Raw genomic sequence first — 22,952 nt, forward strand, 5'->3', positions numbered from 1 at the left:
GTAACAATTCAACTGACCGACCAGCTTTCAGGCTTTCTCATCGAAGAGCAGACTGTTGAAATCTTGCAGGCTTCGGGCCAGTTCGAGCGCTGTTTCCGACGGGATCTGACGGATCACCTCACCGCTATCGCGGGCAACGACCTTGACGACCCACCTTCCGGTGGAATCATCCACCGAAAATTCCAGGTTGCGCTGCAACGACTGGACAAAATCTTGAATTTCCTTGACGGCCGAATGTAACTCGGCCTCGCTCTTGGGAGCGTCTTGCTGCAATGTCTTGCGCAACTGACCTGAAACCTTGTCAGCAGCTGTATTGTGCTCGGTGTTGCCAACCAGCGACGACACCGGATACGACGGGCTTGACTTGACGCTTATGTCCATCGCACATCACCTTTAAAAAGTAAAAAGCGAGAGAGCGCATGAGCACTCCCTCGCCAAACTTCATCGCGCTATTACTGAAGCAGTTTCAGTACGGCGGATGGCAGCTGGTTAGCCTGAGCCAGAACAGAGGTCGAAGCTTGCTGCAGGGTCTGCTGCTTGGTCAGCTGAGCGGTTTCTGCGGCGAAGTCGGTGTCCTGAACTCGGCCCATGGCGGCAGCCGAGTTTTCGTTCATGCTTTGCAGGTTGTTGATGGTCGACTGGAAGCGGTTCTGGATAGCACCCAGGTCCGACTTCTTGGTGTCAACGGTCTGCAGAGCAGCGTCGATCGCGGTAATGGCGGCGTCGACGGAGGTGTGAACGGCGGAGTCGGAAGTACCCGAGATCGCCAGGGTGCCAGTGCCGACAGCCAGGGTCGAAGCAGCGAACGAGGAAGTCATCGAAACGCTCAGGATCTGGCTGGTACCAGTCATCGCGCCAACCTGGAACTCCATGGTGCCAGCGGTGCCGTTCAGCAGTTGCTTGCTGGTACCGAAGGTGGTGGAGGTCGCGATACGAGTGATCTCGTCGGACTTGGCCGCGAATTCTTTGTTCAGAGCAGCGCGTTCAGTGGTGCCGTTGGAGTCGTTACGTGCCTGCAGAGCCAGTTCACGCATACGCTGCAGGATGTTGGTGATTTCCGACAGCGCGCCTTCAGCGGTCTGGGTGATCGAGTTACCGTCGTTGGCGTTCTTGATGGCAACGGTGGTACCGGTAACCATGGTCTGCAGCTTGTTGGCGATCTGCTGACCAGCAGCATCGTCTTTAGCGCTGTTGATACGCAGGCCGGAAGACAGGCGAGTCATCGAAGTGCTCAGCGCGTCGGAAGCTTTGTTCAGGTTCTTCTGCACGCCCAGCGAAGTGGTGTTGGTGTTTACGGTTAAAGCCATGACGAATTCCTCGTTGGATGGATACTGCGGCTTCCGGCCCTGGCGTCCGCCGGGTGTGGCCTAGAGAACCTTCGTAATGGTTATCGTCGGGTTTGCAAGTTGCTTTAGGGCTTTTCCAAAAAAAAATGCCATCACCACGCCACCCCCTTACAAACCGGGCTTTGCAGCCCTGCCGTGCGATATTTTCGCCAACCACAGAGTGTGATACAGATCACATTTCAGCGCGACGCCGCCTGCTCGATCAGATGCAGCAGCTCATATTCGAGGTAATCGGCCAGCGCCAGCCAGTCCTGGCGCTGCTGGGCATCGAGCATGGCCTGCATGACCACCGCCCCCGCTTTTGGATCGACCTGCGGCAATACCTCATCGAACAGCTCGACCATACGCAACGCCGCCTCCACATCCCGCCCAAGGCGTAACAGCGCGGCGCATTCGCGGGCCGCGCGCCCTTGATCGGCAGCATTCATGAACAGAACTCCGGATCGAAAGTGGTGCCGGCGATGTGCGCGCCGGCACGACTGGTGTTGTGGAACCGCACCTGGGGATGGCGCGCAATGAACCGCTCAAGCTCGATCAGGTAACTGCGGAAATTGAGCTGGGTACGCGCCCGCTGGCCATGGCCATCCAGCACCCAGTGCTGCGCCGCCGCAATCGCCGGGCCGAGTACGCCATCGTCCCAGCCTGTGTGGGTGCGACCACCCGGGAAGGCGAAATCAGCGCCGAAAAACGTAATGCGCACGGCCCCCATCTTCACAGCCAGGTCCGTAGCAGGGTGAATCACGCTTCCCCCAACGAACAACTCGGCGCGCGGTATGGCTTGGCGCACCTGTGCATACAGCGCACTGCCGGAATAGGCTGTGTAGCGTGGCCCACGCCAATTACCGAGCAGCTCGACGTCCAGCATCGGCATGTAGACCAGAGTGGTCGCAGCCGAGTCTTGCGGCGGCAAGTGATGGAGGCGGATTTTATGGTCGACACTGACCACGATGTCAGGCTGGATTCCGGCGCGCAGCAGGGGGATATAAGCGGTGTCGACGCAGATGAACAGTGGCCGCTCGGCCTGAGCGCGCACCCTTGCCAACGCAGGCAGGTGCCCGGCCAAGGTTGGCCCGGTGGCAATCACATAGCAGTCACGCCCGGCCTGGCTACCGAACAGCGTGGCCACATCGGGGTCGAGACGCAGCAATGGCAAACTGTCTTCGAGCAGCTTCTGCAAGCGCGGGTCGGCCACATCGAAAGCGCGATTGCTGTCTGCCAGGTGGGCCTCGCTGATCAGACGGTCGCGCACCTTCGCATTGAAGTCATCGGCCAGCACCCGTTCGGAAGGCAAGGCGAAGAACGGCAAGGCGATTTCCGCGCTGTCGCCGGCATAGGCCAGTTCGACGCGCGGGTCGGCAAGCCAGTCGGACTGATCCAGCAGTTGCAGCACCAGCTGGAACAGTGCGCCATTGAGCAGGTACACCTGCAACCGCACGAGCCCAGGCCGCTCCAGCAGCACACGCTGCAAGTCACCCAGCCCACTGCCATAGAGATGAAGAGTGGAACTGTCTTCAGGCAGGCTCGCGGCCTGCAGGCGAGCCTCGGCAATACGATCGTGACGACTTGTGAGCTGGATGCCACACACGCTCAGGGTAGACCCCAGCCCCTCCACCAGCTCGACCTCGAGCGCACTACACGCCTCGCCTTGCAGGCGCTCGTACAGTGCCGGCCAGCGGGCCTGCAGCACTTCAGCGTTACGCTGGAAAAACTCGCTCATGGGTTGAGCTTCCCTTACCTGCGAAACACCGAAGAGTACCCGACTGGCAGCGCTTATTCAGCCTTGTAGAGAACCGCCGAGCCCCACGACAGGCCGACACCGAAGCCGCTAATGGCCACGCGCTTCCAGGCACTGTCGAACATGTGTTTCTGCAACAGCAGCGGAACGCTCGATGACACGGTATTACCGGTCTCCAGCATGTCCTTGATGAACTTGTCGGCCTGGGACTTTTCCGGGTCTTCCTCGAAGCGTCGTGCCACGGCATCGACGATCGCCGCACTGCCCTGATGGATGCAGAAGGCGTCGATATCCTTGTTCTCCAGCCCTGACTCGCGCAGCAGCTCATGCAGATGCGCCGGCACCTTGATCAGAGCGAAGTTGAAGACCTGACGACCGTTCATGAAGAACTCGCCATCAGTCACCTTCAGGTGCGGCGCACCAGCACCATCGGTACCGAACTTCGCCTTGCCCAGTTGCCAGGTAGCGCCCTCACCCATCCAGGTGGCAGTGGCCGCGTCGCCGAACAACATGGTGGTATTGCGGTCTTCTGTGTTGACGATCTTGGAGTACGGATCAGCCGTCACCAGCAGGCCATTCTTCAGGCCTGCGGCTTCCATGAAGCCTTTGAGCGCGTAAATGCCATAGACGTAGCCGGAGCAGCCCAGGGAAATGTCGAAGGCCGCGACATGGGTCGGCAGACCGAGTTTGTGCTGGACGATGGCAGCGGTGTGAGGCAAGCCTTCCTCGTCACCGTTCTGGGTGACGACGATCAGCGCATCGATCGCCTCGCGCTTGAGTTGCGGGTTAGCGGCGAACAGGTTGTTGACCGCTTCGACACACAGATCGGAAGTCTCCTGCTCATCGTCCTTGCGCGGCAGGAAGCTTGCGCCGATCTTGCCGAACATGAACTCTTCGTCCTTGCCGAATTTCGCGCCTTGTACATAGTTGTCCAGGCCGGAAGCGGGCACATAGCTCGCGATGCTTTTAATGCCGATCATCATGGCTTCCCAATAAATAACAGCTCAATACCACCGCCCGGATGACTCGAGCGGCGCCTGAAGAACGGGATCTGCCGCCCAGGTGGAGTGGCGACAGGCAGGCTGGCAGGCGGCAATTGCACACCTGCCCCATTAACGGTTACAGAAAGAGATGCCCGCTCTGACCGATAGGTCACGAATATTTCAAGACAATCGCATATTTTGCCTGGCCGCGTCACGTCGTCATAGCGCTTGCGAGTTTGCCATGCAGGGCAAACCTGGCCCCGGCTGGAGCCAACTTTCAGTCGAGCAGTTGCCAGTCCAGGGGCGTACCGCGCTTGAGTGGTTGCCTGGCCTTGCGGCCAAGCACCGCATCGAGATGGCCTGGCGCCAGCCCCAAACCTGGGCGGATGGCGCGCACGTTGCTACGGTCGAAGATCTCGCCAGCAGCCATGTCACGCACTACATACAGCGAGCGGCGGAAACGCCGCGAGGCCTCCTCGGCCTGGGTCGCGCCATAGTGCACCCGCCCCAGCGACTGCCAGGCACGCTCGGTTTCCAGCACCAGCGCTGCCATTTCCTGGGGTTCCAGGGAAAATGCCGCATCCACGCCGCCATCGGCACGGTCAAGCGTGAAGTGCTTTTCCACCACCGTCGCCCCCAGGGCCACTGCCGCCACCGCAACCCCAACCCCCATGGAGTGATCCGACAACCCGACCTGGCAACCGAAGAGCTCGCGCATGTGCGGGATGGTCAGTACGTTGCTGTTCTGCGGGCTGGCCGGGTAGGTACTGGTGCACTTGAGCAGCACCAGGTCGCGACACCCTCCTTCGCGCGCCACCCGCACGGTACGTTCGAGTTCCGCGAGGCTGGCCATGCCGGTGGAAATGATCATAGGTTTACCAGTGGCCGCCACTTTGCGTATCAGCGGCAGATCGGTGTTCTCGAAGCTGGCAATCTTGTAGGCCGGCACATCCAGGCTTTCGAGGAAATCCACCGACGTTTCGTCGAACGGCGTGGAGAACACCAGCATGCCCAGTTCACGAGCGCGCTTGAAGATCGCTGGGTGCCACTCCCAGGGGGTATGGGCCTTTTCGTACAGCGTATACAACGATGAGCCAGACCAGAGGCTGTTCGGGTCGGCGATGAAAAACTCACCATGCGCCAGGTCCAGGGTCATGGTGTCGGCAGTGTAGGTCTGCAGCTTCAGCGCATGGGCGCCGGCGGCGGCGGCCGCTTCGACGATCTCCAGTGCCCGGGCCAGCGACTGGTTGTGATTGCCACTCATCTCCGCGATCACCAGCGGTGGCTGGTCCGGGCCGACACAGCGGTGCCCGATGTTGAATCTGTTCATGGGCTACTCCTGGAATACCCGCTCGAACGAGCACGGCGACTGAGCGAAGCCGGCACCCGCGAATAATTGCAATGACGCCTGATTGTCGGGCAGCACCTGGGCCTCGATCGCACGCAGGTCCGGCCAGAACTCACGCACGCAGGCCTCGCCACGGGCGAGCAACGCTCTGCCCCAACCCAGCCCGCAACGCCCCGCGAAGAGATACAACGACACCTTCGCCCGCTGCCCGGGCAAGCGGTCGTAGCGAACACAGCCCACCGGCCCGTCGGCTGTCTCGGCGATCAGCAGCAAACGCTGCCGATCAGCCAGCGTAGCAGCCAGCCAGGCCAGATGCCCCGCCCAGTCCAGCTCCCGCGCCTGCTGCGAACGGCGCCGTACCTCGGGCGCGTTGCGCCCGTCGAACAACAGCCGCGCGTCTTCACTGCGAGCCGGACGTAGCGCAAGCCCTTCCCCCAGCAAGGCCACCGCCACCCGCTGCGCCCCCAGGCCATCGACCAGTGCCCGACTGCGCTCGGCGAAGCTCTGGCGCAGTGCCTGATTGATCAGCAACAAGGCAATCGCCTGGCGCAGCGCAGGCACCTGGACCTGCCCAGCCTCACCCAGGTAAAGGTGCATGCCCGCCCGAGCCATGGCCTGGGCATTGGCCCGCTGGTTGTCTGCCACGCTCACGCACAGGCTCGGCAAGCCCAGTGCGGCGCGCTCCCAGGTAGTACCGCCTCCGGCGCCGATGAACAAGTCTGCCGCAGCCATCCGCATTGGCAGATCGTCGACATAGTCATGCAGCTCCCAACCCGCCCGCGCGTTGCACAACTGGGCCAGCAACTCACCCTGCCGATGCCTGAGCCCAGCGATGCAGGTGACCTGCAACCCTTCCAGCCCGGACAGCGCCTGCAAGGTCTTGGGCAGCATGCCAGCCACATCGTAGCCACCGAAACTCACCAGCACCCTTCTTGCCTGCAGGGGCGGCGATATCGCCACCCCCTGAAACGCCGGCCCCACCAGCGCATAGCGCGGCCCCAGCAAGCGCCGGCACTCCGTTGCCAGCCGCGGCGCGTAGAGCGCCTCGCTGGCACTGAAATTCTGATCCAGCAGCAGGTCGGCGGCATGATCACGATCAGCCAGGTCATCGATGACCGCGATGCGCCGGGCGAACGCCCGGGCTGCCTGCTCCCAGCGGGCGTCCAAGGCGTAATGATCGACGACCAGCCAGTCGAATCGGGCCTGTGCCGGCAGCACATCACGCAGCGCCGCGACATCCGCAGCCCAGGGTTCGATGCCCGGTTTTTCCTCGCGCTGCGGCCATGCAAAGACCTTGAAACCCTCCTGCTCGATGGCGGCCCGGCGATGACCGTCAAGCAGGCAACAGGCAAAGCTCACCTTCGCACCGAGCTCTCGGAGGGCCTTGCCCAGCGTCAGGCAGCGCGCCGTGTGGCCGACGCCAATCGATGAAGAGGCATCAGCACGTACCAGCACCTTCATGGCGCCAGCTCTCCGCCAGCCCTGAGCGCTGCGTACAGGTACTGTGCGCGCAACCAGTCTTCCTCGGTGTCGATGTCCTGAACCAGATGCCGAGGGATGATCACTGGCAAGCTCCGTTCGGAATGAAGAGCCTCTTTCTGCAGCCAGGCCTGCACCCGCCCCCAGTAAAATTGGCCGGCATCCTGATAGGCCGGCGCCAGGTCCTGAGACCGGGTATCACGATACTGTGGATATAGAGGTACCAGCGCACCTTGGTCATCGAGTGATAGCGCCCGCTGGACCGGGAAACCGAAGCTGCTCACCGAAAAAGCGAAAGAGCGCTCAGGGTGTTGCCGCAACAACGCCAACCCCTGCTGCAAGTAACGCTGCTGCACGAAAGGCGCAGTGGCGTAGATGCAACAGGCATGGGTCAGGACCTGGCCTTGGCTGGCCAGCTCCTGCAGGGCGTGGCTGACCACGGCCTGGGTGGTGGCATGATCGTCAGCCAGGTGCGCCGGCCGACGGAACGGCACCTGTGCACCGTATTCCCGTGCCACCGCCTCTATTTCCGGGTCGTCGGTGCTGACCACCACCTGTTCGAACAAGCCACTGGCCAGTGCCACGCGGATCGAGTGGGCAATAATCGGCAGCCCTGCGAACATCTTGAGGTTCTTGCGCAGGATCCGCTTGCTGCCTCCACGGGCCGGGATGATCGCGACACTGATTTCCATTCGCTCAGGCATGGACGCAGCCCACCGGAACCTGCAGCAACCCACGCAGACTGTCGATCACATGATCTTGCTGAGCGTCAGTCAGCTCTGGGAACATTGGCAGGCTCAGGGCTTGGGCATAGTAACTTTCAGCCTGCGGAAAATCGCCCGGATTGAAGCCCAGATCGCGGTAATAGGGTTGCAGATGAATGGGAATGTAATGAAGGTTGACCCCAACTCCTGCAGCCCGCATACCATCGAAAATCTCCCGGTGTGAACCCTGGAGACGATCGCCCTTAAGGCGCACCACGAACAGATGCCACGCAGATTCGGCGCCCTGCTGAGGCGCCTGGACGCTCACGGGCAGGTCCGCCAGCAAGCGCTGATAACGAGCCGCCAACTCACGGCGACGGGCAAGGAACGCATCCAGCCGAGTCAGTTGAGACAGCCCCAGGGCAGCTTGCAGGTCGGTGATGCGATAGTTGAAGCCCAGTTCAAGTTGCTGGTAGTACCAGGCGCCATGGCTTTCTTCGGTCATTTGACCCGGGTCACGGGTGATCCCATGACTGCGCAGCCTGCGCAAACGCAGGGCCAGATCCGCACGCGCGGTAAGCACCATGCCGCCCTCGGCCGTGGTGATGATCTTTACCGGGTGAAAGCTGAACACCGTCATGTCGGCATATTCGCCACAGCCGACCGCCTTACCCGCGTAACGCGCGCCGACCGCGTGGGCAGCATCCTCGATAAGGGTAAAGCCATACTGCCGGGCTAGCGCCGCGATCGAACGCATGTCGGCGCTTTGCCCGGCAAAGGCCACGGCGACTACCACCTTGGGCAGGCGACCTTCCCGGGCGGCCTGCTCAAGTTTCAGCGCAAGTGCTTGGGCGTCGATAGTCCAGGTGTGCGGGTCGATGTCGACGAAATCGACACCCGCACCGCAGTAGCGCCCGCAGTTAGCTGATGCAACGAAACTGATGGGGCTGGTCCACAGCCAGTCCCCGCTCCCCAGGCCGGCGGCGAGACAGGCAAGGTGCAGCCCCGCAGTGGCGTTGCACACAGCTACCGCGTGCGTTGCGCCACAACGCTGGGCGATGCCCTGCTCGAAGCGCTCGATCAGTGGTCCCTGAGTCAGCCAGTCGGATTGCAGCACCTCGACGACCGCGGCGATATCAGCCTGATCGATGCTCTGCCGACCATAGGGGATCATGCCGGCAACCCTGCGTGCAGGTCTGCCAGCTGGTCTACGGTGAGGAAGGCGGGATTGGTATCGGAACGGTACTCGAAATCCTCGGCAACCCAACGCCCGGTTTCACCCACGCAATCGACCGCAAAATCAACATCCGTATGGTTGAAACGGATCGACGGAACGATGGTGAAATGATCACCAAACTCGAGGGTCATCCGCGCATCGTCCAGTGGGATCATCAGTTCGTGCAGCTTTTCCCCCGGGCGGATGCCGACCACGTTCTGCGGCAAGTGCCCGGCCATGCCGCGGGCCAGGTCGACGATGCGAATGGACGGGATCTTGGGCACGAACACTTCCCCCCCGTGCATGCGGGCAAAGCTGTCGAGCACGAACTGTACGCCATGGTCGAGGGTGATCCAGAAGCGCGTCATCCGCGGGTCAGTGACGGGGAGCTCGCGGGCACCCTCCTCGATCAGGCGCTTGAAGAATGGCACCACCGAGCCCCGGGAGCCCGCCACATTGCCATAGCGCACAACCGCAAAGCGGGTGTCCTGTTGGCCGGCAAAATTGTTGGCGGCCACGAACAGCTTGTCGGACAGCAGCTTGGTCGCACCATACAGGTTGATCGGGCTGGCCGCCTTGTCGGTGGACAGTGCGACGACCTTCTGCACGCCATTCTCGATCGCCGCGGCGATGATGTTTTCGGCACCATTGACGTTGGTGCGGATGCATTCGGTGGGGTTGTACTCGGCCGCGGGCACATGCTTGAGCGCGGCGGCATGAACCACATAGTCGATACCGCGCATGGCCTGGCGCACGCGCTCGGCATCACGGACATCGCCCAGGAAATAGCGCATGCACGGCGCGTTGAAACGCTGCTGCATCTCATACTGTTTCAACTCGTCGCGGGAGAACACCACGACGCGCCGTGGGCGGTAGCGCTCAAGCAACCGCTCGATGAAGCGGCGCCCGAACGATCCGGTCCCCCCGGAGATGAAAATGGACTTGTCGTCGAACATACCTGGTTCCTAGGGGCGGCGCCGTCAGCTGACGAAGGCGCCCGATTGCACTGTAAGGCAGGGCGCACAGCGTACAGATTTCTGACTCGCGCCCCCAATGAACCAGCTCGAAGCAAGATGCAGGCCAGTGCCGCGTCAGGCGATCAGCCCGGCCCAGTCCAGTGCCGCCTTGCCGGGGGCAAGCACCTGGCTTTGGACTGTACCTTGCCACTGCGCCGACCATTTGGCGCGCAATGCCGCCAGCGCCGCCTCGTCCTCGGCGACCACGCCGGGGTGAATCACCTGCACCTGTGGCGTCCAGACTGTCAGCAGGCCGGCCGCGGCTGCTTTCAGGCACAGGTCGACATCACCATGGGCATGGGCGAACGTGGTTTCGTCGAGCCCCTCCAGAGCACGGAAGACTTCGCTACGGACCATCAGGCAGCTCGCCGAGACCGCTGGACAGTTCTGCTCGACCGCCAGCCGATTCAGGTAACCCACGGCATTTGCGGCCTCACCGGCAAAAGCTGGCGCAACTGCGCCTTCGGCGTCCAGCAGCAAGCCCGCCTGGGCAAGCTTGCCGTCAGTATCGAGCAGCTTGGCACCGACCACGCCTACTTCCGGACGCTGCGCCTGGTTGAGCAACGCTTCGATCCAGTTGGCATTGACCACTTCGGCGTCCGCCGCCAGCAATATCAGGTATTGCCCCTTGGCCTCGGCACTGGCAGCGTTGCATAGCGCTGCCGCGCTCAGGCGCTCGGCACTTTGCAGCACGCGCACCTTGCCAACTTGCTGCTGCGCCAGCCATTCGAGCAACTGCGGTGACTGACTGGCGTTGTCGGCGATCAGTACCTCGTAGCGCGCATAGCGAGTGCGCTGCAGGATGCTCTTCAGGCAGCGCTGCAGTTCGTCCAGATTGTCCTCGCTGCGCAGCACGATGCTCACCAGCGGCCGCTCGACATGCCTGTAGTCGATACGCAAGGTGCCAGGCAGCGGCGTACTGACCTGGGCCTTGTAGCCCCGGCCGGCCAAGTGTCGCATCAAGGCCTGGCGGGCATGCTCGCTGTCCTTGGCCTGCGGTGCCGGGGTGATCAGCATCGGCTCGTCGAGATGGGCCAGCCCATTGAGGCCGCCCTGCTCGATCAGGCGCAGCAGCAGGTCGAACTCCAACGCCTCGGCAAAGTCCTTATCGAAGCCACCCGCCTCCACCAGCACCTCCCGACGCAGCAGCCAATGGCGTGCCATCAGCGCGGGATTGGCCTGCAGCAGGTCCAGGTTTACTCCCGGGCGCAGCAGCTCTCGCCAGGCACCATCGGCCTGTTGCTGGATCTCGTCTACCGCGACCGCGCGGCAATCGGGAGCGTTCAGCAGCTCGAGGCTGGCGCGCAAAAGACCGGTGGCGGTGAAACGGTCACCCGCCTCAGCCAGCAACAGCCATTCGCAGGCCGTCTGCCGGGCGATCTGGTTGATCCGCTCGACGTAGTCTTCGCGGCTGACCTTGATGAAATGCAGGGTGTTCTGCAGCGAGGTGGCCACAGGCGGCTCGCCTGTGGTGAAGACCATGATCCGGAACGCCTTGCTCAGGCCGCCCAGCAGGCTGTCGAACGTGTCCTGGAGTTTGGCCATGTTGTTGTCCAGGTCCAACAGCAGGATGCCGAACTGCGGACCCCCCTGATGCAGCGCCAGGTGCTCGTTGATGGTCGCTAGCGCGGCGGTGTCCGGCTTGCGCGCCTCCAGCCAGTCGAGCAGGCGACCCGAATGCATGCTCCCAAGCAGTTCGCGACCGCTTTGCTTCAATACGCCTTCAAGCCGTGCCAGCCAAGCGAACAGCGCCTCGCTCTCCTCGGTCTCATCACTGTCACGCAGGTGTCCGGCCAGGTGCCGCACCACCTCACGGTTGAACGCGTTGCACTGCAGTGCCTCCCACAAGCGGGTACGTACGGTGCCCGAAGTGTCGCTGGGCTGTGCCAGCAGCAGCTGTTCCTGGCGCAATAGCAGCGGCTCCAGTTGCTGCAACTGCAGGCGCCCGGCCGGCATGGCATGGATCAGAAACTCCAGTGCCGTAAGCTGATCGAAGAATGCCTGGTTGTAGAACGGCATTTCCACGTACTGGGACGGCTGGAAGGTACGCACCGGCGGGTTCAGCGGGTCTGTCCAGCTTGACTCCCAGATCAGCTCCAGGGTCATCGCCCGGCCTTTGAACAGCCCCTCGGCAGTGACTGCAAAGCTGTCCAGGGCCAGCTGGCGCCGCGCCTCGTGGTCCAGCCCCTCGATGGCGGTCGGCAGGCCGGCAAGGAAGTCGGCGAACTGTTCGCGCTCGGCCACCGACTTGGCGTCGGTGAAGGCCAGCACATGAATGACCTCGGTCTGATGCTCGGAGACACCGTAGTTGGTTTCACGTACCGCGTAGGGGATTGGCAGGATCCGCGCTTTGGCGTTGGTCAGCAGGAAGTACGCGTGGCCGATCTCCTGCCACTCGAAGCTCGTGCCCTCGGGCAGCAGCTCAAACCACTGGCGCAGCAATGCAGTGCGGGTGACAGCGAAGAAAGGTGGGATGAACTCACCCATGTAGTCCAGCAGGCGCTGTTCAGCGCGCGGAGCGTTGTAGTCCTCACGGACCTTCTTGTTACGCCGGTAGTACTTCACCTGGGTGGCTTCGGCCAGGTAGTTCAGACAGTAGCCATGGCACAGGCCGTAATCGGGGTTGGCCTCAAGGAAGTCCAGCGACTGGTTCAGCCCGTCGTACAGCAGGAAATCGTCATCAGCGGCGAAGGCCATGAACGGCGTGTTCACCCGGCCCACACCATAGGCCAGCTTGGCCTGGAAGCCCTGGTAGGAAAACTGTGGCAGGTGCAGGTACTCGACGCCGGGGTACTGCGCGGCCATCACCTCGGCAGATTCGCTCGAGGAATCCAGCACGAGGATCGAGCACCGATAGCCGCTGTAATACTGCAGCGTGCGCTGCAGGAACGCCGGCCGGTTGTGCGTCATCAATACCAGCGTGAACCGCTCGCGCAGTGTGGCTGCCTGGTCTGCCGAGAAATTGCCTTGCATAGTCTTACCCACCATTGGCGTTGCCGCCGAAGAAATCGAACTCTGTTGAATGTCTCAGCGAACCCGGCGCAGGTAGCCGTCCGGTGCCACGGTGACCAGCAGCTTGTTCTGCAGCTGATAGTCGATTTCGAAGCTGTCGTTACCCTTGAGGTATTCCCAAACTGCGGTCTTGGGGTTGTCGCCAGGCCCCCACGGGCGATCGGGGAAAAAGTCTGCCGGCATGTCCTCGACCACGGTGTCCATCACCACGCAGTAACTGCCCACGGCCACCAGCGGCGCATACAGCTCCAACTCCTTGAGCACGTGCTCATGCGTGTGGTTGGAGTCGAGCACCAGGATGACCTTCTTGCCTTCGGCAAGCGCCCTGACCTGCCCGGCGATGTCGGCATCGATGCTCGAGCCTTCGATCATGCGCACGCGCTTGCTCATCGGGTGCGCCTCGATGGCCTGGCGGTTGTGCGGGCGGATGTCGATGTCGATGCCAAGCACCTCACCATGGCCCTGCAGCTCCAGCAGGGAGGCGTAGTAGAGGATCGAACCGCCGTGAGCGATGCCGCACTCGATGATCAGGTCAGGCTTGACCTGCCAGACGATCTCCTGCATCGCCATCATGTCCTGGGGCAACTGGATGATCGGCCGGCCCATCCACGAAAAATGGTAGCTGTACTTGTGCTCGGCGGACTTGTTGAAGAAGTCGCGAGACAGTTGCTGCAGCTCCTTGTCTTCGCCCTGGGAGGCGATCTGCGCGTTGCACTCGGCTTCGAAGGCTTTGATCGGCGTGTCGGTCATGGTTCTTTACTCGGTTGGCTGGTCGGTGAAATCGGCATTGTCGACGGCGTGATAGACAAAACGGCCATCGGTCATGCGGCGGATTTCCTCGAGGTAATTGGAATTCATCACGAACAGGTGGGCGCCATCCGGCAGGCTTTGCATCGCCTCTTGCGGCGATGACACCCGCGCGCCACTTAACGGCAGGTAGCGACCCTGCTTGGCAGGATTGATGTCGATAACCTGGTCCACCGGAGCACCGGCACGCTGCAGGAACAGCGAATAGATCACGCCCTTGGACGATGCGCCCCAGATCGCCGAACCACGTCCGGCATCGCGGCGCACCAGACATGCGGCATGCTGCAGGCTGGCACTGAAATCGGCCGGCAACGACAGCGGCGGCACGGGCTCGAGCGTAGTCTGCAGGCTAGCAAGGTCGGCAACGATGTACAGGTACTGGCCATCGAACAGGTGGCCGGCCTCGGCGACCTTGCCGAACAGGCGGCGCAGGTCGGCCAGGCGGAAGTAATTGACATGCTCGTAGAACAGGTCGAACCACGCTTTGTGCTCGATGATCCAGTCCAGGCACGGCACTTCGATGTAGATCTGCCCTACCCCGCCGTTGGCATCGGCGATGGCGCCAAGGAACGTGATCGGGTCCTGAATGTGCTCGAGGACATGGCGCAACACGATGGCTTCGGCCTGGCGGTTCAACTCACGGGTGAAGGGCGCCTTGACCACGTCCGGGTTGTCGCCCTCGTAGGCCGGGTCGATGCCGGTGACGGCATAACCGCGCTCGCGCAACAGTTCGAGGAACCAGCCTTTGCCACAGCCCACTTCGATCAGGCGCTGGCCCCTGAAGTGACGGGCGATGACACCTTCGACATCGTCCAGATGGCGCTGGAAGCGCGCCGAATGCGCTTGCTCGTTCTGATAGTCGCTGTCGTAGTTGAGCTTGTCGGCATCGAAAGCATCGTTGTAAACCAACCCTGTGCGACTGTCCTGCACCAAGCGCATGTCTGCGCTGGCTGAGGCTCGGGCCGACTGAGCATCGGCGAATGTGCGGTTCTGCAGCACCGGCAGGCCGGTGGCGCTATACAACTCATGTTTCATGGCGTGCTCCCAGCAGAGCCTGCAACTTGCGGGCATCGCCCCAGAACGCCATGGGTTCGTGGGCAGGATAAGGGTAATGGCCAAGGTTCAGCGCAAGGGTGGCGTTGCGCTCGGCGATGCGGGCTTCCACCAGCTTGCGTACCGAAATCGGCTGGCCGCTGCAGCAATTGACCACGCCGCTGAAATCGCGCTGACCGAGCAGGTCGGCCAGGTATGTACTGGCGCTTTCGATGGCAAGGTAGTCGCGCAGTTGCTCGCCACCGGACATGTCGAAATGCGGCTGCCCCTGGTCGATTGCGCTGTCCAAGGCTGCCAGCAGACTGCCTGGGTTTTGCCCCTCGCCAAACAGGTAGAACAAGCGCACCCACTGCAGGTTGAACGGTTGCTGGCGGGCCAGGCTTTCGAGGAACAGGCGCAAGCTGTGCTTGGCCAGCCCGTAAGGGTTGGCCGGCTGGCAGGCCAGCGCCTCGTCCAGCGCGCCATTGCGCAGGCCGTATTCGAAACAGGTGCCGGCCACCTGCACCTGGCCGACACCGGCTGCGACGGCACGCTTGATGAAGGCATAGTCAGCCATCAAGTTGCGCTCCAGGTGGAACAGCCCTTGATAATTCGGCAGGCCAGGCCAGGCCAGGTGCACCAGCGCATCGATGCCGTCGCACAACTGATTGACGTCCAACTGCGGGTCATGCAGATCGGCGGCGACGAAATCGACCTGGCCGAACCACGGCATGGCTTGAGCCGGCTCCAGACGACGTGCCAGCGCACGCACCCGGTACCCGCGCGCCAGCAAGGCGGCGACCAGATGCCGGCCCACAAAGCCAGTGGCACCGGTGACAAGCACCTTCATCGCGGTCACAGGACGGTCAGCTCAGGCACGGCGATCACAAAGCGCCCGCCCCATTTGCGGATGTGCGCCTGCTGCTCGCTGACTTCCTTGAGCAGGTTCCACGGCAGTACCAGCACATAGTCCGGCCGCTCGATGGCCAGGCGCTCGGGGGCGACCACGGGAATTCGGCTGCCCGGCAGGAACTTGCCCTGCTTGTGCGGGTTGGCGTCGGCCACCCAGGCCAGCAGGTCGGGCTTCACGCCTGCGTAGTTGAACAGGGTGTTGCCCTTTGCTGCGGCGCCATAGCCAACCACTCGCTTGCCTTCGGCCTTGGCCTGCAACAGGAAGCGCAGCAGCTGGTGCTTGATCCGCTGCGCCGCCGGTGCAAGGGTGCTGTAGAACGCCGCCGTGCTGACACCGACCCGCGCCTCGATGCCAAGCAGGTCGTCGACACTGGCCTGGCGTGGGCGCGGGCCATCGGCGCGCTGCACGAAAACCCGCAACGATCCGCCATGGGTCGGCAGTTCGCTGACATCGAAGATCACCAGGCCGTTGCGGGCACAAAGCGTGTTGACCGCCGTCAGCGACAGGTAGGAGTAGTGCTCATGGTAAAGGGTATCGAACTGCTGCTCGGCCATCAGGCGCAGCAGGTGCGGAAACTCGAAAGTGGCCACACCATCGGCTTTGAGCAGGGTCGCGAAACCGCGCAGAAAATCGTTGATGTCCGGCACGTGAGCGAGCACGTTGTTGGCGGCCATCAGGTCAGCCGACCAACCTTCACTCGCCAGGTCATGGGCGGCCTGTTCGCCGAAGAACACCTCACGAATTTGCAGCCCTTTCTCCCGGGCCGCCTGTGCGGTGCTTCGGGTGGGTTCGACACCTAGGCAGGGAATGCCGCGCTCGGCCACATACTGCAACAGATAACCGTCGTTGGCGGCGATTTCAACCACCCGGCTCTCGCCGTTCAGGCCGAAACGCTCGACCATCTGCCCGACATAGTCGCGGGCATGGGCCAGCCACGAACTGGAATAGGAGCTGAAATACGCATAGTCGGCATCGAACAGCGTCTCGGCGCGGGTGTAATCCTCGGTCTGCACCAGCCAGCACTGCTCACACACCGCCACTTTAAGCGGCACCCAAGCCTCGGCCGCGGCCAGTTGGTCAGCGCGCAGGTAGGCGTTGGACGGCGGCGCAGTGCCAAGGTCGATCAGGGGCAGGCTCAGGCAGGTACCACAGCCACGGCAGTTCATGGACGCACTCCGGTAAACGACAGGTCCAGCCAGGGATGAGCGGCATCCCGGGCCGACAGATTCTTGACAGCAAGCGGCCAACGGATGGCCAACTTCGGATCGAGTACCGACAGCCCGCCTTCGCGGCCCGGCGCATAGTCGGCACTGTGCAGGTAAAGCAGCTCGGCATCCTCGCTCAGCACCTGGAAACCATGGGCAAAGCCGGCCGGTATCAACAGGCTGCGGCCATCGCCGGCCCGCAAGTGCTCGGCGTGCCAGTGCAGGAAGGTTGGCGAGCCTTCGCGAAGGTCCACTACCACGTCCCACACCTCACCGCGCAGGCAGGTGATCAGCTTGGCCTCCGGGGTGTCGCCGGTCTGGTAGTGCAGGCCGCGTACGCTACCTGAGCCCTGAGTGTGCGAGTGGTTGATCTGGCGCACATGGAACGGCGCATCCAAGGCGCCCAGGCTGGATTCGCAGAACAGCCGCGCGAACTGCCCGCGGGCATCGCCATGGCGCTTGTGCTGGACACTGAACAGGCCACCCAGTGGCAAGGCTTGCAGCAGCAGATCAGTCACGGCAACTCCGTGTACAGGTTCAGCTGGTGCAGCGTGACGGCGCGCATGTTGTCGCCACGCTGCCACGCCAGGTGCCAGTCGAGCGTGTGCTGCAGGCATTCGTGCAACGACCAGCGCGTGCGCCAGCCCAGCACCTGGCGGGCACGAGAGCTGTCCAGGCGTAGCAACCGGGCTTCATGCAACTCGCTTGGCTCGACCCGCACCCCTGGTGCCTGCGGCCATTGCCGGGCCAGGCGGTCGACCACCTCACCGACGCTGCACATGTCGCCTTCGCTCGGGCCGAAGTTCCACGCACCGGCGCAGGCCGGCCCCTGGGTATACAGGCGCTCGGCCAACTGCAGGTAGCCGGCCAGCGGTTCCAGGGCGTGCTGCCAAGGGCGCACGGCCTGCGGGTAGCGCAGGGTGACCGGCGACCCGGCCGACCAAGCCTTGAGCACATCGGGGACAAGCCGCTCTGCGGCAAAGTCTCCGCCGCCCAGTACATTGCCGGCGCGCGCGGTGGCCAGGGCCACGCCGTGTTCGGCATGCTCGGCGGCCGGGAAGAATGACGCGGCGTAGGACTGCGCCAGCAGCTCGCAGCAGGCCTTGCTGCTGCTGTACGGGTCATGCCCGCCCAGGGCCTCGTTCTCGCGGTACGGCCAGGGCCATTCCTGGTTGGCATAGACCTTGTCGGTGGTGACCAGGACGCACGCACGCACCCCGCCAGCCTGGCGCACCGCTTCAAGCAGGTTAAGGGTGCCCATCACGTTGCTGGAATAGGTACCTAGCGGGTCACGGTAGGCCTCGCGCACCAGTGGCTGAGCCGCCAGGTGCAGGACGATTTCCGGCTGGGCCTGGGCCATCGCTTCAAGCAGCGCGCCGAGGTCGCGCAGGTCGCCGCGCACGTCGGCAATGTCGCTGCCGACCTGGGCAAGTTCGAACAGGCTTGGTTCGGTGCCAGGGTCCAGCGCGAAGCCTGTGACCTGAGCGCCGAGCTCATGCAACCAGAGCGCCAGCCAACTGCCTTTGAAACCCGTGTGACCGGTGAGCAGAACACGCTTGCCCTGCCAGAACGCTGGACTCAGGCCCACTGCTTCCATGGAGCCTCCCCGCTTTGCCAGAGTTGTTCCAGATGGTTCTTGTCACGCAGCGTATCCATCGGATGCCAGAAGCCATCATGCTCAAAGGCGTTAAGTTGCGACTCAGCGGCCAGGCAGGCAAGCGGCTCCGACTCCCAGGAAGTCTGATCGTTGGCGATGTAGTCGAGCACCTTGGGCGAAAGCACGAAGAAGCCACCGTTGATCCAGCCACCGTCACCACGGGGCTTTTCGACGAAACCGGTGACGCTGTCGCCGTCGCGTGCCAGCGCGCCGTAGCGCCCAGGAGGCTGTACCGCAGTAACGGTGGCGAGTTTGCCGTGGGCCAGGTGGAAATCCACCAGGGCGCCGATGTTCAGGTCCGAAACACCGTCCCCGTAGGTGAAACAGAAGGCATCTTCGCCCTCAAGGTAGCGAGCGGCGCGGCGCAGGCGGCCACCGGTCATGGTTTCTTCACCGGTGTCGACCAGGGTCACGCGCCATGGCTCGCTGTAGTTCTGGTGCACGTCCATGCGGTTTTCGCGCATGTCGAAGGTGACGTCCGAGGTGTGCAGGAAGTAGTTGGCGAAGAAATCCTTGATCGCGTAGCCCTTGTAGCCCAGGCAGATCACGAAGTCGTGGATGCCGTGAGCCGAGTACTGCTTCATGATGTGCCAGAGAATTGGCTTCCCACCGATTTCGATCATGGGTTTAGGCTTGAGGTGAGACTCTTCGCTGATACGCGTGCCCAGTCCACCCGCCAGAATTACCGCCTTCATGTCGTCCCCTCGTGTTCGTCACCAGCCATAAGTCGTGTGGCTGCACGATTTATGGCGATATGACGGGGGGCTTGCAGGAAACGCGCCAGAAGGCGCTTTACTGGTGTCGTCCATACACCCCGCAGTCAGCCCGGCATCCAGCCGCTGTACCAATGCTGAACGTGCTCTTCGCGCAGCACATAGTCACGCAGCACTTCCTGCTTCAGACGGTCGCCCTGGCGGAAACTTTCGTCAGGGTCCGCCAGGTGCATGCGGATCGCCTCCAGCCACTCGGCGGTGCTGTTGGTCTTGATCCGCGTGCACGGCAAGTAGCCTTCATAGGCACTGGTATCGGTGACGATCACCGGGTACCCGCACGCGCCGTATTCCAGCAAGCGCAAGTTGCTCTTGCAGTCATTGAAGATGTGATACTCCAGTGGCGCCAAGGCCAGGTCCAGGTTCAGGCTGGCGAGCTTGGCCGGGTACAGCTCCAGCGGCACCGGCGGATGGAACTCGCTGATGTAGGGCCGCAATGCCGGCGGACACATACCGAAGAACACCCATTGGACTTCGTTCGCCAAGGTCTTGACCACCTCGGCAATCACTTCCAGGTCGCCGGTATGGCTGGTGCCACCGCCCCAACCCACCCGCGGCTTGCGCGCGCTGCGGCGCTGGCTACGCAAACCGGTCCAGAGCTGCTCGGCCAGCATGTTCGGCATTACCCGGATATCGCTATGGGTGTCATGCAGGGCATCCGCCAGCGCCTGGGTCGAGACCACCAGCCGATCACAGCGTTCGATACCTCGGCGCAGGGATTTTTCCAGATCTTTTGGCGTGTGCTTGAGGTGCCCGTTCTTCTTCGGCACATCAATCACGTAGTCGTCCAGCTCGTAGATGCAAAAGCCCTTGGAGAAGGTCTTGAGGCGCTCGATCTCCTTGACGAACCCTTCGGTATAACGCCCCTGCAGAATTGCCACATCCGGCGAGCTGCGTTCCAGCTCGACGTTGCTCGGTATCTCGAAGTACTGCTGCTGGGTCACCCAGCCAGCCTTCTCCAGCTCGACCAGCGGCTGGATCACCCGGTAATGCCCGACCGCAGTCTTGTTCATTGGCAATGCGAGCACATGGGGCAGTGGACGGCTGACGAAAGGCGTCCAGGCGGCCTTGAGGCCCGGATCCAGACAGAAGCTGGAGCCGTTCAGGGACAGGTTGATATTGTAAGCGGGGTCACGCGCCACCACCGGCATCCAGGCCTTGAAGAAGGCATCATGCTGTTGCGCCAGCCGGGCCTGGCGCTCGGCTTCAGCCTGCGCATCGATCGCCGCCGGCGCTGGCGGGTCAAGTACCAGCCGGGCATCCGGCGCCCACACCACGAGGTACCCGGCTTCGCCCAGGCGCAGGCCCAGGTCGATATCGCTGAAGGCCAGGCTGAAGACGCTTTCATTGAGCCCGCCCAACGACAGGAACAGCTCTTTGCGCACCAACAGGCAATCAGCGCCGACAGCAGAATAATTCTGCGCCACTTGCAAGCGCTGCATGTAACCGCCCGCCTCCATCGTCTCGCCCACGAACGGCGACCCCACGGCGCCACGCAGGCCCAGCACGCCGCCCGCATGCACGATCAGACCGTGGGCGTTGCAGAGCTTGGCACCCACCGCTCCGACTTCAGGGCGCTGGCCATGGCTGAGCAGTGCGTCGAGCCAGTCTGGCTCGGTGACCACAGCGAACGGGCTCAGCATCAGCAGGTATTCACCCCGGGCGTGTTGCGCGGCAAGGTTCTGCACAGCGGCGAAGCTGGCCTGCTCGCCCAGCATCAGGACCCGCAACTTGTCTTCGCCCAGCTGTTGAAGGGCGCTGAGCCAGGCGTGAGTCTCGGCACCTTGACTGGCATTGTCGACAATCAGCACTTCGTAGTGACCGTAGGCGGTCTTCTCAAGCACGCTTTCCAGGCAGCGCTCGAGGGCAGGCAACTGGTCCTGGGCACTGATCACCAGGCTTACCAGTGGCTGGGTGGCGTGCAGGTAGCGGACCTGGTTGATTGCCCCGCCACTGTTCTGCAGCCGGTAGGTCACGCCCAAGCGCCTGAGGTGGGCATCCAGCAGTTTCGGATTTTCCTCAACCACTGCCTGCGAAGACAGCCAGGCAGCGTAGCTGAACGCGCTTTCGGCCAGCACTTCCGGAATGTGCTCGATGGCATGGGGGCCGCGGCTTTCCACAAGACGCCAGAGCAGATCGTGCGGCGCCAGCTCGCGATATCCGGGCGTGAAACCGCCCAATGCCCGCAAGGCGTCAAGCGAGAACGCCAGCATGCGACCGGTATAGGGGTAACCGCGCATCAAATCGAGGTTGAAGTCGGGCTTGAACACCGGCTCTACGGACGCCTCATCCCGCACGCCCCCCTCATCGCCATAGCAGCAGGCGATCTGCGGGCGCGATACGACCCGCTCGGCCAGGAGCATCAAGCTGAAGGCATTGAGCCGGTCGCCAGCACGCAGCAGGTAGATCCAGTCCACCTCGCCCAACTGGTCAATCGCTGTGTTCAGTTGTTCAGCCCAGTCGGCCTGCAATGGCTGGTGGACCCTGCGAACATCTGGGCCGCCTGGCAGCGGCGCGCTGGACAATACCAGCGTCATCTCTGCGCCATAGGCCTGGCGCTCAATGCTGTCCAGGGTAACCTGCAGAGCTTGTGCATCACCCTCGCTGTCGATAACCACGGGCACGATACGCGGACGAGTTGGCCAGTGCTCGCTAAGGCGCATCAGACGCGCGAGCACCAGCGGATCCTGTCGGCAGGCCAGCCATTTGCTGTACAGCTCGGCAAAACTGTCGCTGTCGCTGCCGACATGAGATTCCTGGATCGCCTGCAAGCAGCGCAGGGTATGGATCAGGAACAGGTTCTCCCAGATACGCTGGGTATCGCCCTCGTCGCCCTGGAGGATTTGCACCCGCACCCAACCGGAGAACGGCTCACGTACTGCAGTGCGCGCGGCGAACATGTCGCGCAGGTGTTGTGATTCACTGGTAGCGGCAGCCTTCACATCGCTCTGGCGACGCAGTTGGTCGGGATGAACCCGCTCGACACAGTGCACCCCGGCGGTCACGCCCAGATGGCCGCGACGCAGCAGGCACACGAACAACACGAAATCGAGCATTGCCACAAAGCCCGGCGCCAGCGCAGGCAGCAATTCACGCAGATCGCGGGTACGCACCAGCACGCTGCTCAGCCCGCCGATGAAGTTGAGCTGGCGGGTCTCGAAGAAATCCAGCAGGTCGTCACCGTTGAACAGTGTGTCGCCAAACGTGACCGGGCTGGTTTCCAGACGCTGCGGCAAAATGTGATCTTCAGCATCGACCTGGTGGCGCCTGGCCGCGACCAGGCTGACATCGTCATGGGCCTGGAACAGTCGCACCTGGCTGGACACGCAATCGGCCATCAGGCGGTCATCGTCACAGAGGAACTTGATGTAGTCGCCCTGGCTCTGCTCCAGCCCGTGTTGCAAATTCCCGGCAAAACCCAGCGGTTGCGGGTTACGCAAGTAAATCAGTGGATGACGTGCAAGACTGCGCAGCTCATCGACCACCGCCTCGATCTGCGTACCTGGGCTGTCGTCGCAGACGATGACTTCGAGGTTTGCGTAATCCTGAGCCAGGGCGCTGACCAGAGCAGTACGGAAGTAACGGGGGTTGCAGGCGGGAATGACGAGGCTGACTAGAGGGGCTGGGTTCACGAGGAAATCTCTCGACCGATGACTGCCCGCAGGGAATTCAGAACAGTCGATACTACGGGGAAATCAATGCGCCTTCACCGCGTACCCGAGGGGTAAG

The 22,952-nt window shown here is 62.7% G+C and carries 19 protein-coding genes; all 19 read right to left on the minus strand.

Going from position 1 to position 22,952, the window contains the following annotated elements; translation table 11 throughout:
• Positions 1-27: 27 nt before the first annotated feature.
• A complete protein-coding gene (locus ABRP30_RS20090) occupies positions 28-381 on the minus strand; it encodes a flagellar protein FlaG (protein WP_267817722.1) in 354 nt (117 codons plus the stop codon).
• A gap of 71 nt (positions 382-452) precedes the next feature.
• Positions 453-1,307 (minus strand): flagellin domain-containing protein, encoded by an 855-nt coding sequence (locus ABRP30_RS20095; RefSeq protein ID WP_012315533.1) that lies wholly within the window; start codon positions 1,305-1,307, stop codon positions 453-455.
• A gap of 218 nt (positions 1,308-1,525) precedes the next feature.
• Positions 1,526-1,774, minus strand: a complete 249-nt coding sequence (locus ABRP30_RS20100; protein WP_241804586.1) for a hypothetical protein — start codon at positions 1,772-1,774, stop codon at positions 1,526-1,528.
• Complete coding sequence (locus ABRP30_RS20105; protein WP_267817724.1) at positions 1,771-3,063, minus strand: motility associated factor glycosyltransferase family protein; 1,293 nt, start codon at positions 3,061-3,063, stop codon at positions 1,771-1,773. Before ABRP30_RS20105 ends, ABRP30_RS20100 begins: the two co-directional genes overlap by 4 nt.
• A 53-nt stretch (positions 3,064-3,116) precedes the next feature.
• On the minus strand, positions 3,117-4,061 hold the full coding sequence (locus ABRP30_RS20110; RefSeq protein ID WP_119689077.1) for a ketoacyl-ACP synthase III: 945 nt from the start codon (positions 4,059-4,061) through the stop codon (positions 3,117-3,119).
• Between the two features lie 280 nt (positions 4,062-4,341).
• Entirely contained in the window at positions 4,342-5,394 is a 1,053-nt protein-coding gene (gene pseI, locus ABRP30_RS20115) for a pseudaminic acid synthase (RefSeq protein WP_267817729.1), read from the minus strand.
• A 3-nt stretch (positions 5,395-5,397) separates the two neighbouring features.
• Complete coding sequence (gene pseG / locus ABRP30_RS20120; protein WP_349976165.1) at positions 5,398-6,873, minus strand: UDP-2,4-diacetamido-2,4,6-trideoxy-beta-L-altropyranose hydrolase; 1,476 nt, start codon at positions 6,871-6,873, stop codon at positions 5,398-5,400.
• Positions 6,870-7,595, minus strand: coding sequence for a pseudaminic acid cytidylyltransferase (gene pseF, locus ABRP30_RS20125; protein ID WP_349976166.1), 726 nt, complete (start codon positions 7,593-7,595; stop codon positions 6,870-6,872). Before pseF ends, pseG begins: the two co-directional genes overlap by 4 nt.
• Complete coding sequence (pseC, locus tag ABRP30_RS20130; RefSeq protein ID WP_267817735.1) at positions 7,588-8,769, minus strand: UDP-4-amino-4,6-dideoxy-N-acetyl-beta-L-altrosamine transaminase; 1,182 nt, start codon at positions 8,767-8,769, stop codon at positions 7,588-7,590. The genes pseF and pseC overlap by 8 nt, the downstream gene beginning before the upstream one ends.
• On the minus strand, positions 8,766-9,767 hold the full coding sequence (pseB, locus tag ABRP30_RS20135) for a UDP-N-acetylglucosamine 4,6-dehydratase (inverting) (protein WP_012315541.1): 1,002 nt from the start codon (positions 9,765-9,767) through the stop codon (positions 8,766-8,768). Before pseB ends, pseC begins: the two co-directional genes overlap by 4 nt.
• A 135-nt stretch (positions 9,768-9,902) precedes the next feature.
• A complete protein-coding gene (locus tag ABRP30_RS20140) occupies positions 9,903-12,800 on the minus strand; it encodes a TIGR00180 family glycosyltransferase (protein WP_349976167.1) in 2,898 nt (965 codons plus the stop codon).
• Between the two features lie 54 nt (positions 12,801-12,854).
• Positions 12,855-13,589: a cephalosporin hydroxylase family protein gene (locus ABRP30_RS20145; protein ID WP_012315543.1), complete on the minus strand. Its 735-nt coding sequence runs from the start codon at positions 13,587-13,589 to the stop codon at positions 12,855-12,857.
• Between the two features lie 6 nt (positions 13,590-13,595).
• Positions 13,596-14,681: a class I SAM-dependent methyltransferase gene (locus ABRP30_RS20150; protein ID WP_267817742.1), complete on the minus strand. Its 1,086-nt coding sequence runs from the start codon at positions 14,679-14,681 to the stop codon at positions 13,596-13,598.
• The gene (locus ABRP30_RS20155) at positions 14,671-15,528 is read right to left on the minus strand and encodes an NAD(P)-dependent oxidoreductase (RefSeq protein WP_267817743.1); all 858 of its coding nucleotides are present in this window, start codon (positions 15,526-15,528) and stop codon (positions 14,671-14,673) included. The genes ABRP30_RS20150 and ABRP30_RS20155 overlap by 11 nt, the downstream gene beginning before the upstream one ends.
• Before the next feature lie 5 nt (positions 15,529-15,533).
• Positions 15,534-16,757 (minus strand): class I SAM-dependent methyltransferase, encoded by a 1,224-nt coding sequence (locus tag ABRP30_RS20160; protein ID WP_241804594.1) that lies wholly within the window; start codon positions 16,755-16,757, stop codon positions 15,534-15,536.
• The gene (locus tag ABRP30_RS20165; RefSeq protein WP_349976168.1) at positions 16,754-17,314 is read right to left on the minus strand and encodes a dTDP-4-dehydrorhamnose 3,5-epimerase; all 561 of its coding nucleotides are present in this window, start codon (positions 17,312-17,314) and stop codon (positions 16,754-16,756) included. The genes ABRP30_RS20160 and ABRP30_RS20165 overlap by 4 nt, the downstream gene beginning before the upstream one ends.
• A complete protein-coding gene (gene rfbG, locus ABRP30_RS20170; RefSeq protein WP_349976169.1) occupies positions 17,311-18,393 on the minus strand; it encodes a CDP-glucose 4,6-dehydratase in 1,083 nt (360 codons plus the stop codon). The genes ABRP30_RS20165 and rfbG overlap by 4 nt, the downstream gene beginning before the upstream one ends.
• A complete protein-coding gene (gene rfbF, locus ABRP30_RS20175) occupies positions 18,375-19,148 on the minus strand; it encodes a glucose-1-phosphate cytidylyltransferase (protein WP_119687558.1) in 774 nt (257 codons plus the stop codon). The genes rfbG and rfbF overlap by 19 nt, the downstream gene beginning before the upstream one ends.
• A 125-nt stretch (positions 19,149-19,273) precedes the next feature.
• Positions 19,274-22,855, minus strand: a complete 3,582-nt coding sequence (locus ABRP30_RS20180; RefSeq protein WP_349976170.1) for a glycosyltransferase — start codon at positions 22,853-22,855, stop codon at positions 19,274-19,276.
• Positions 22,856-22,952 lie beyond the last annotated feature (97 nt).

Source organism: Pseudomonas sp. WHRI 8519, assembly GCF_040224055.2.
Taxonomy (GTDB): Bacteria; Pseudomonadota; Gammaproteobacteria; order Pseudomonadales; family Pseudomonadaceae; genus Aquipseudomonas; species Aquipseudomonas putida_X.

Bases quoted from the DNA above. Each gene is read 5' to 3' on its own strand.
- ABRP30_RS20090 (WP_267817722.1), bottom strand. From the start codon at position 381: ATGGACATAAGCGTCAAGTCAAGCCCGTCGTATCCGGTGTCGTCGCTG.
- ABRP30_RS20095 (WP_012315533.1), bottom strand. From the start codon at position 1,307: ATGGCTTTAACCGTAAACACCAACACCACTTCGCTGGGCGTGCAGAAG.
- ABRP30_RS20100 (WP_241804586.1), bottom strand. From the start codon at position 1,774: ATGAATGCTGCCGATCAAGGGCGCGCGGCCCGCGAATGCGCCGCGCTG.
- ABRP30_RS20105 (WP_267817724.1), bottom strand. From the start codon at position 3,063: ATGAGCGAGTTTTTCCAGCGTAACGCTGAAGTGCTGCAGGCCCGCTGG.
- ABRP30_RS20110 (WP_119689077.1), bottom strand. From the start codon at position 4,061: ATGATCGGCATTAAAAGCATCGCGAGCTATGTGCCCGCTTCCGGCCTG.
- pseI (WP_267817729.1), bottom strand. From the start codon at position 5,394: ATGAACAGATTCAACATCGGGCACCGCTGTGTCGGCCCGGACCAGCCA.
- pseG (WP_349976165.1), bottom strand. From the start codon at position 6,873: ATGAAGGTGCTGGTACGTGCTGATGCCTCTTCATCGATTGGCGTCGGC.
- pseF (WP_349976166.1), bottom strand. From the start codon at position 7,595: ATGCCTGAGCGAATGGAAATCAGTGTCGCGATCATCCCGGCCCGTGGA.
- pseC (WP_267817735.1), bottom strand. From the start codon at position 8,769: ATGATCCCCTATGGTCGGCAGAGCATCGATCAGGCTGATATCGCCGCG.
- pseB (WP_012315541.1), bottom strand. From the start codon at position 9,767: ATGTTCGACGACAAGTCCATTTTCATCTCCGGGGGGACCGGATCGTTC.
- ABRP30_RS20140 (WP_349976167.1), bottom strand. From the start codon at position 12,800: ATGCAAGGCAATTTCTCGGCAGACCAGGCAGCCACACTGCGCGAGCGG.
- ABRP30_RS20145 (WP_012315543.1), bottom strand. From the start codon at position 13,589: ATGACCGACACGCCGATCAAAGCCTTCGAAGCCGAGTGCAACGCGCAG.
- ABRP30_RS20150 (WP_267817742.1), bottom strand. From the start codon at position 14,681: ATGAAACATGAGTTGTATAGCGCCACCGGCCTGCCGGTGCTGCAGAAC.
- ABRP30_RS20155 (WP_267817743.1), bottom strand. From the start codon at position 15,528: ATGAAGGTGCTTGTCACCGGTGCCACTGGCTTTGTGGGCCGGCATCTG.
- ABRP30_RS20160 (WP_241804594.1), bottom strand. From the start codon at position 16,757: ATGAACTGCCGTGGCTGTGGTACCTGCCTGAGCCTGCCCCTGATCGAC.
- rfbG (WP_349976169.1), bottom strand. From the start codon at position 18,393: ATGGAAGCAGTGGGCCTGAGTCCAGCGTTCTGGCAGGGCAAGCGTGTT.
- rfbF (WP_119687558.1), bottom strand. From the start codon at position 19,148: ATGAAGGCGGTAATTCTGGCGGGTGGACTGGGCACGCGTATCAGCGAA.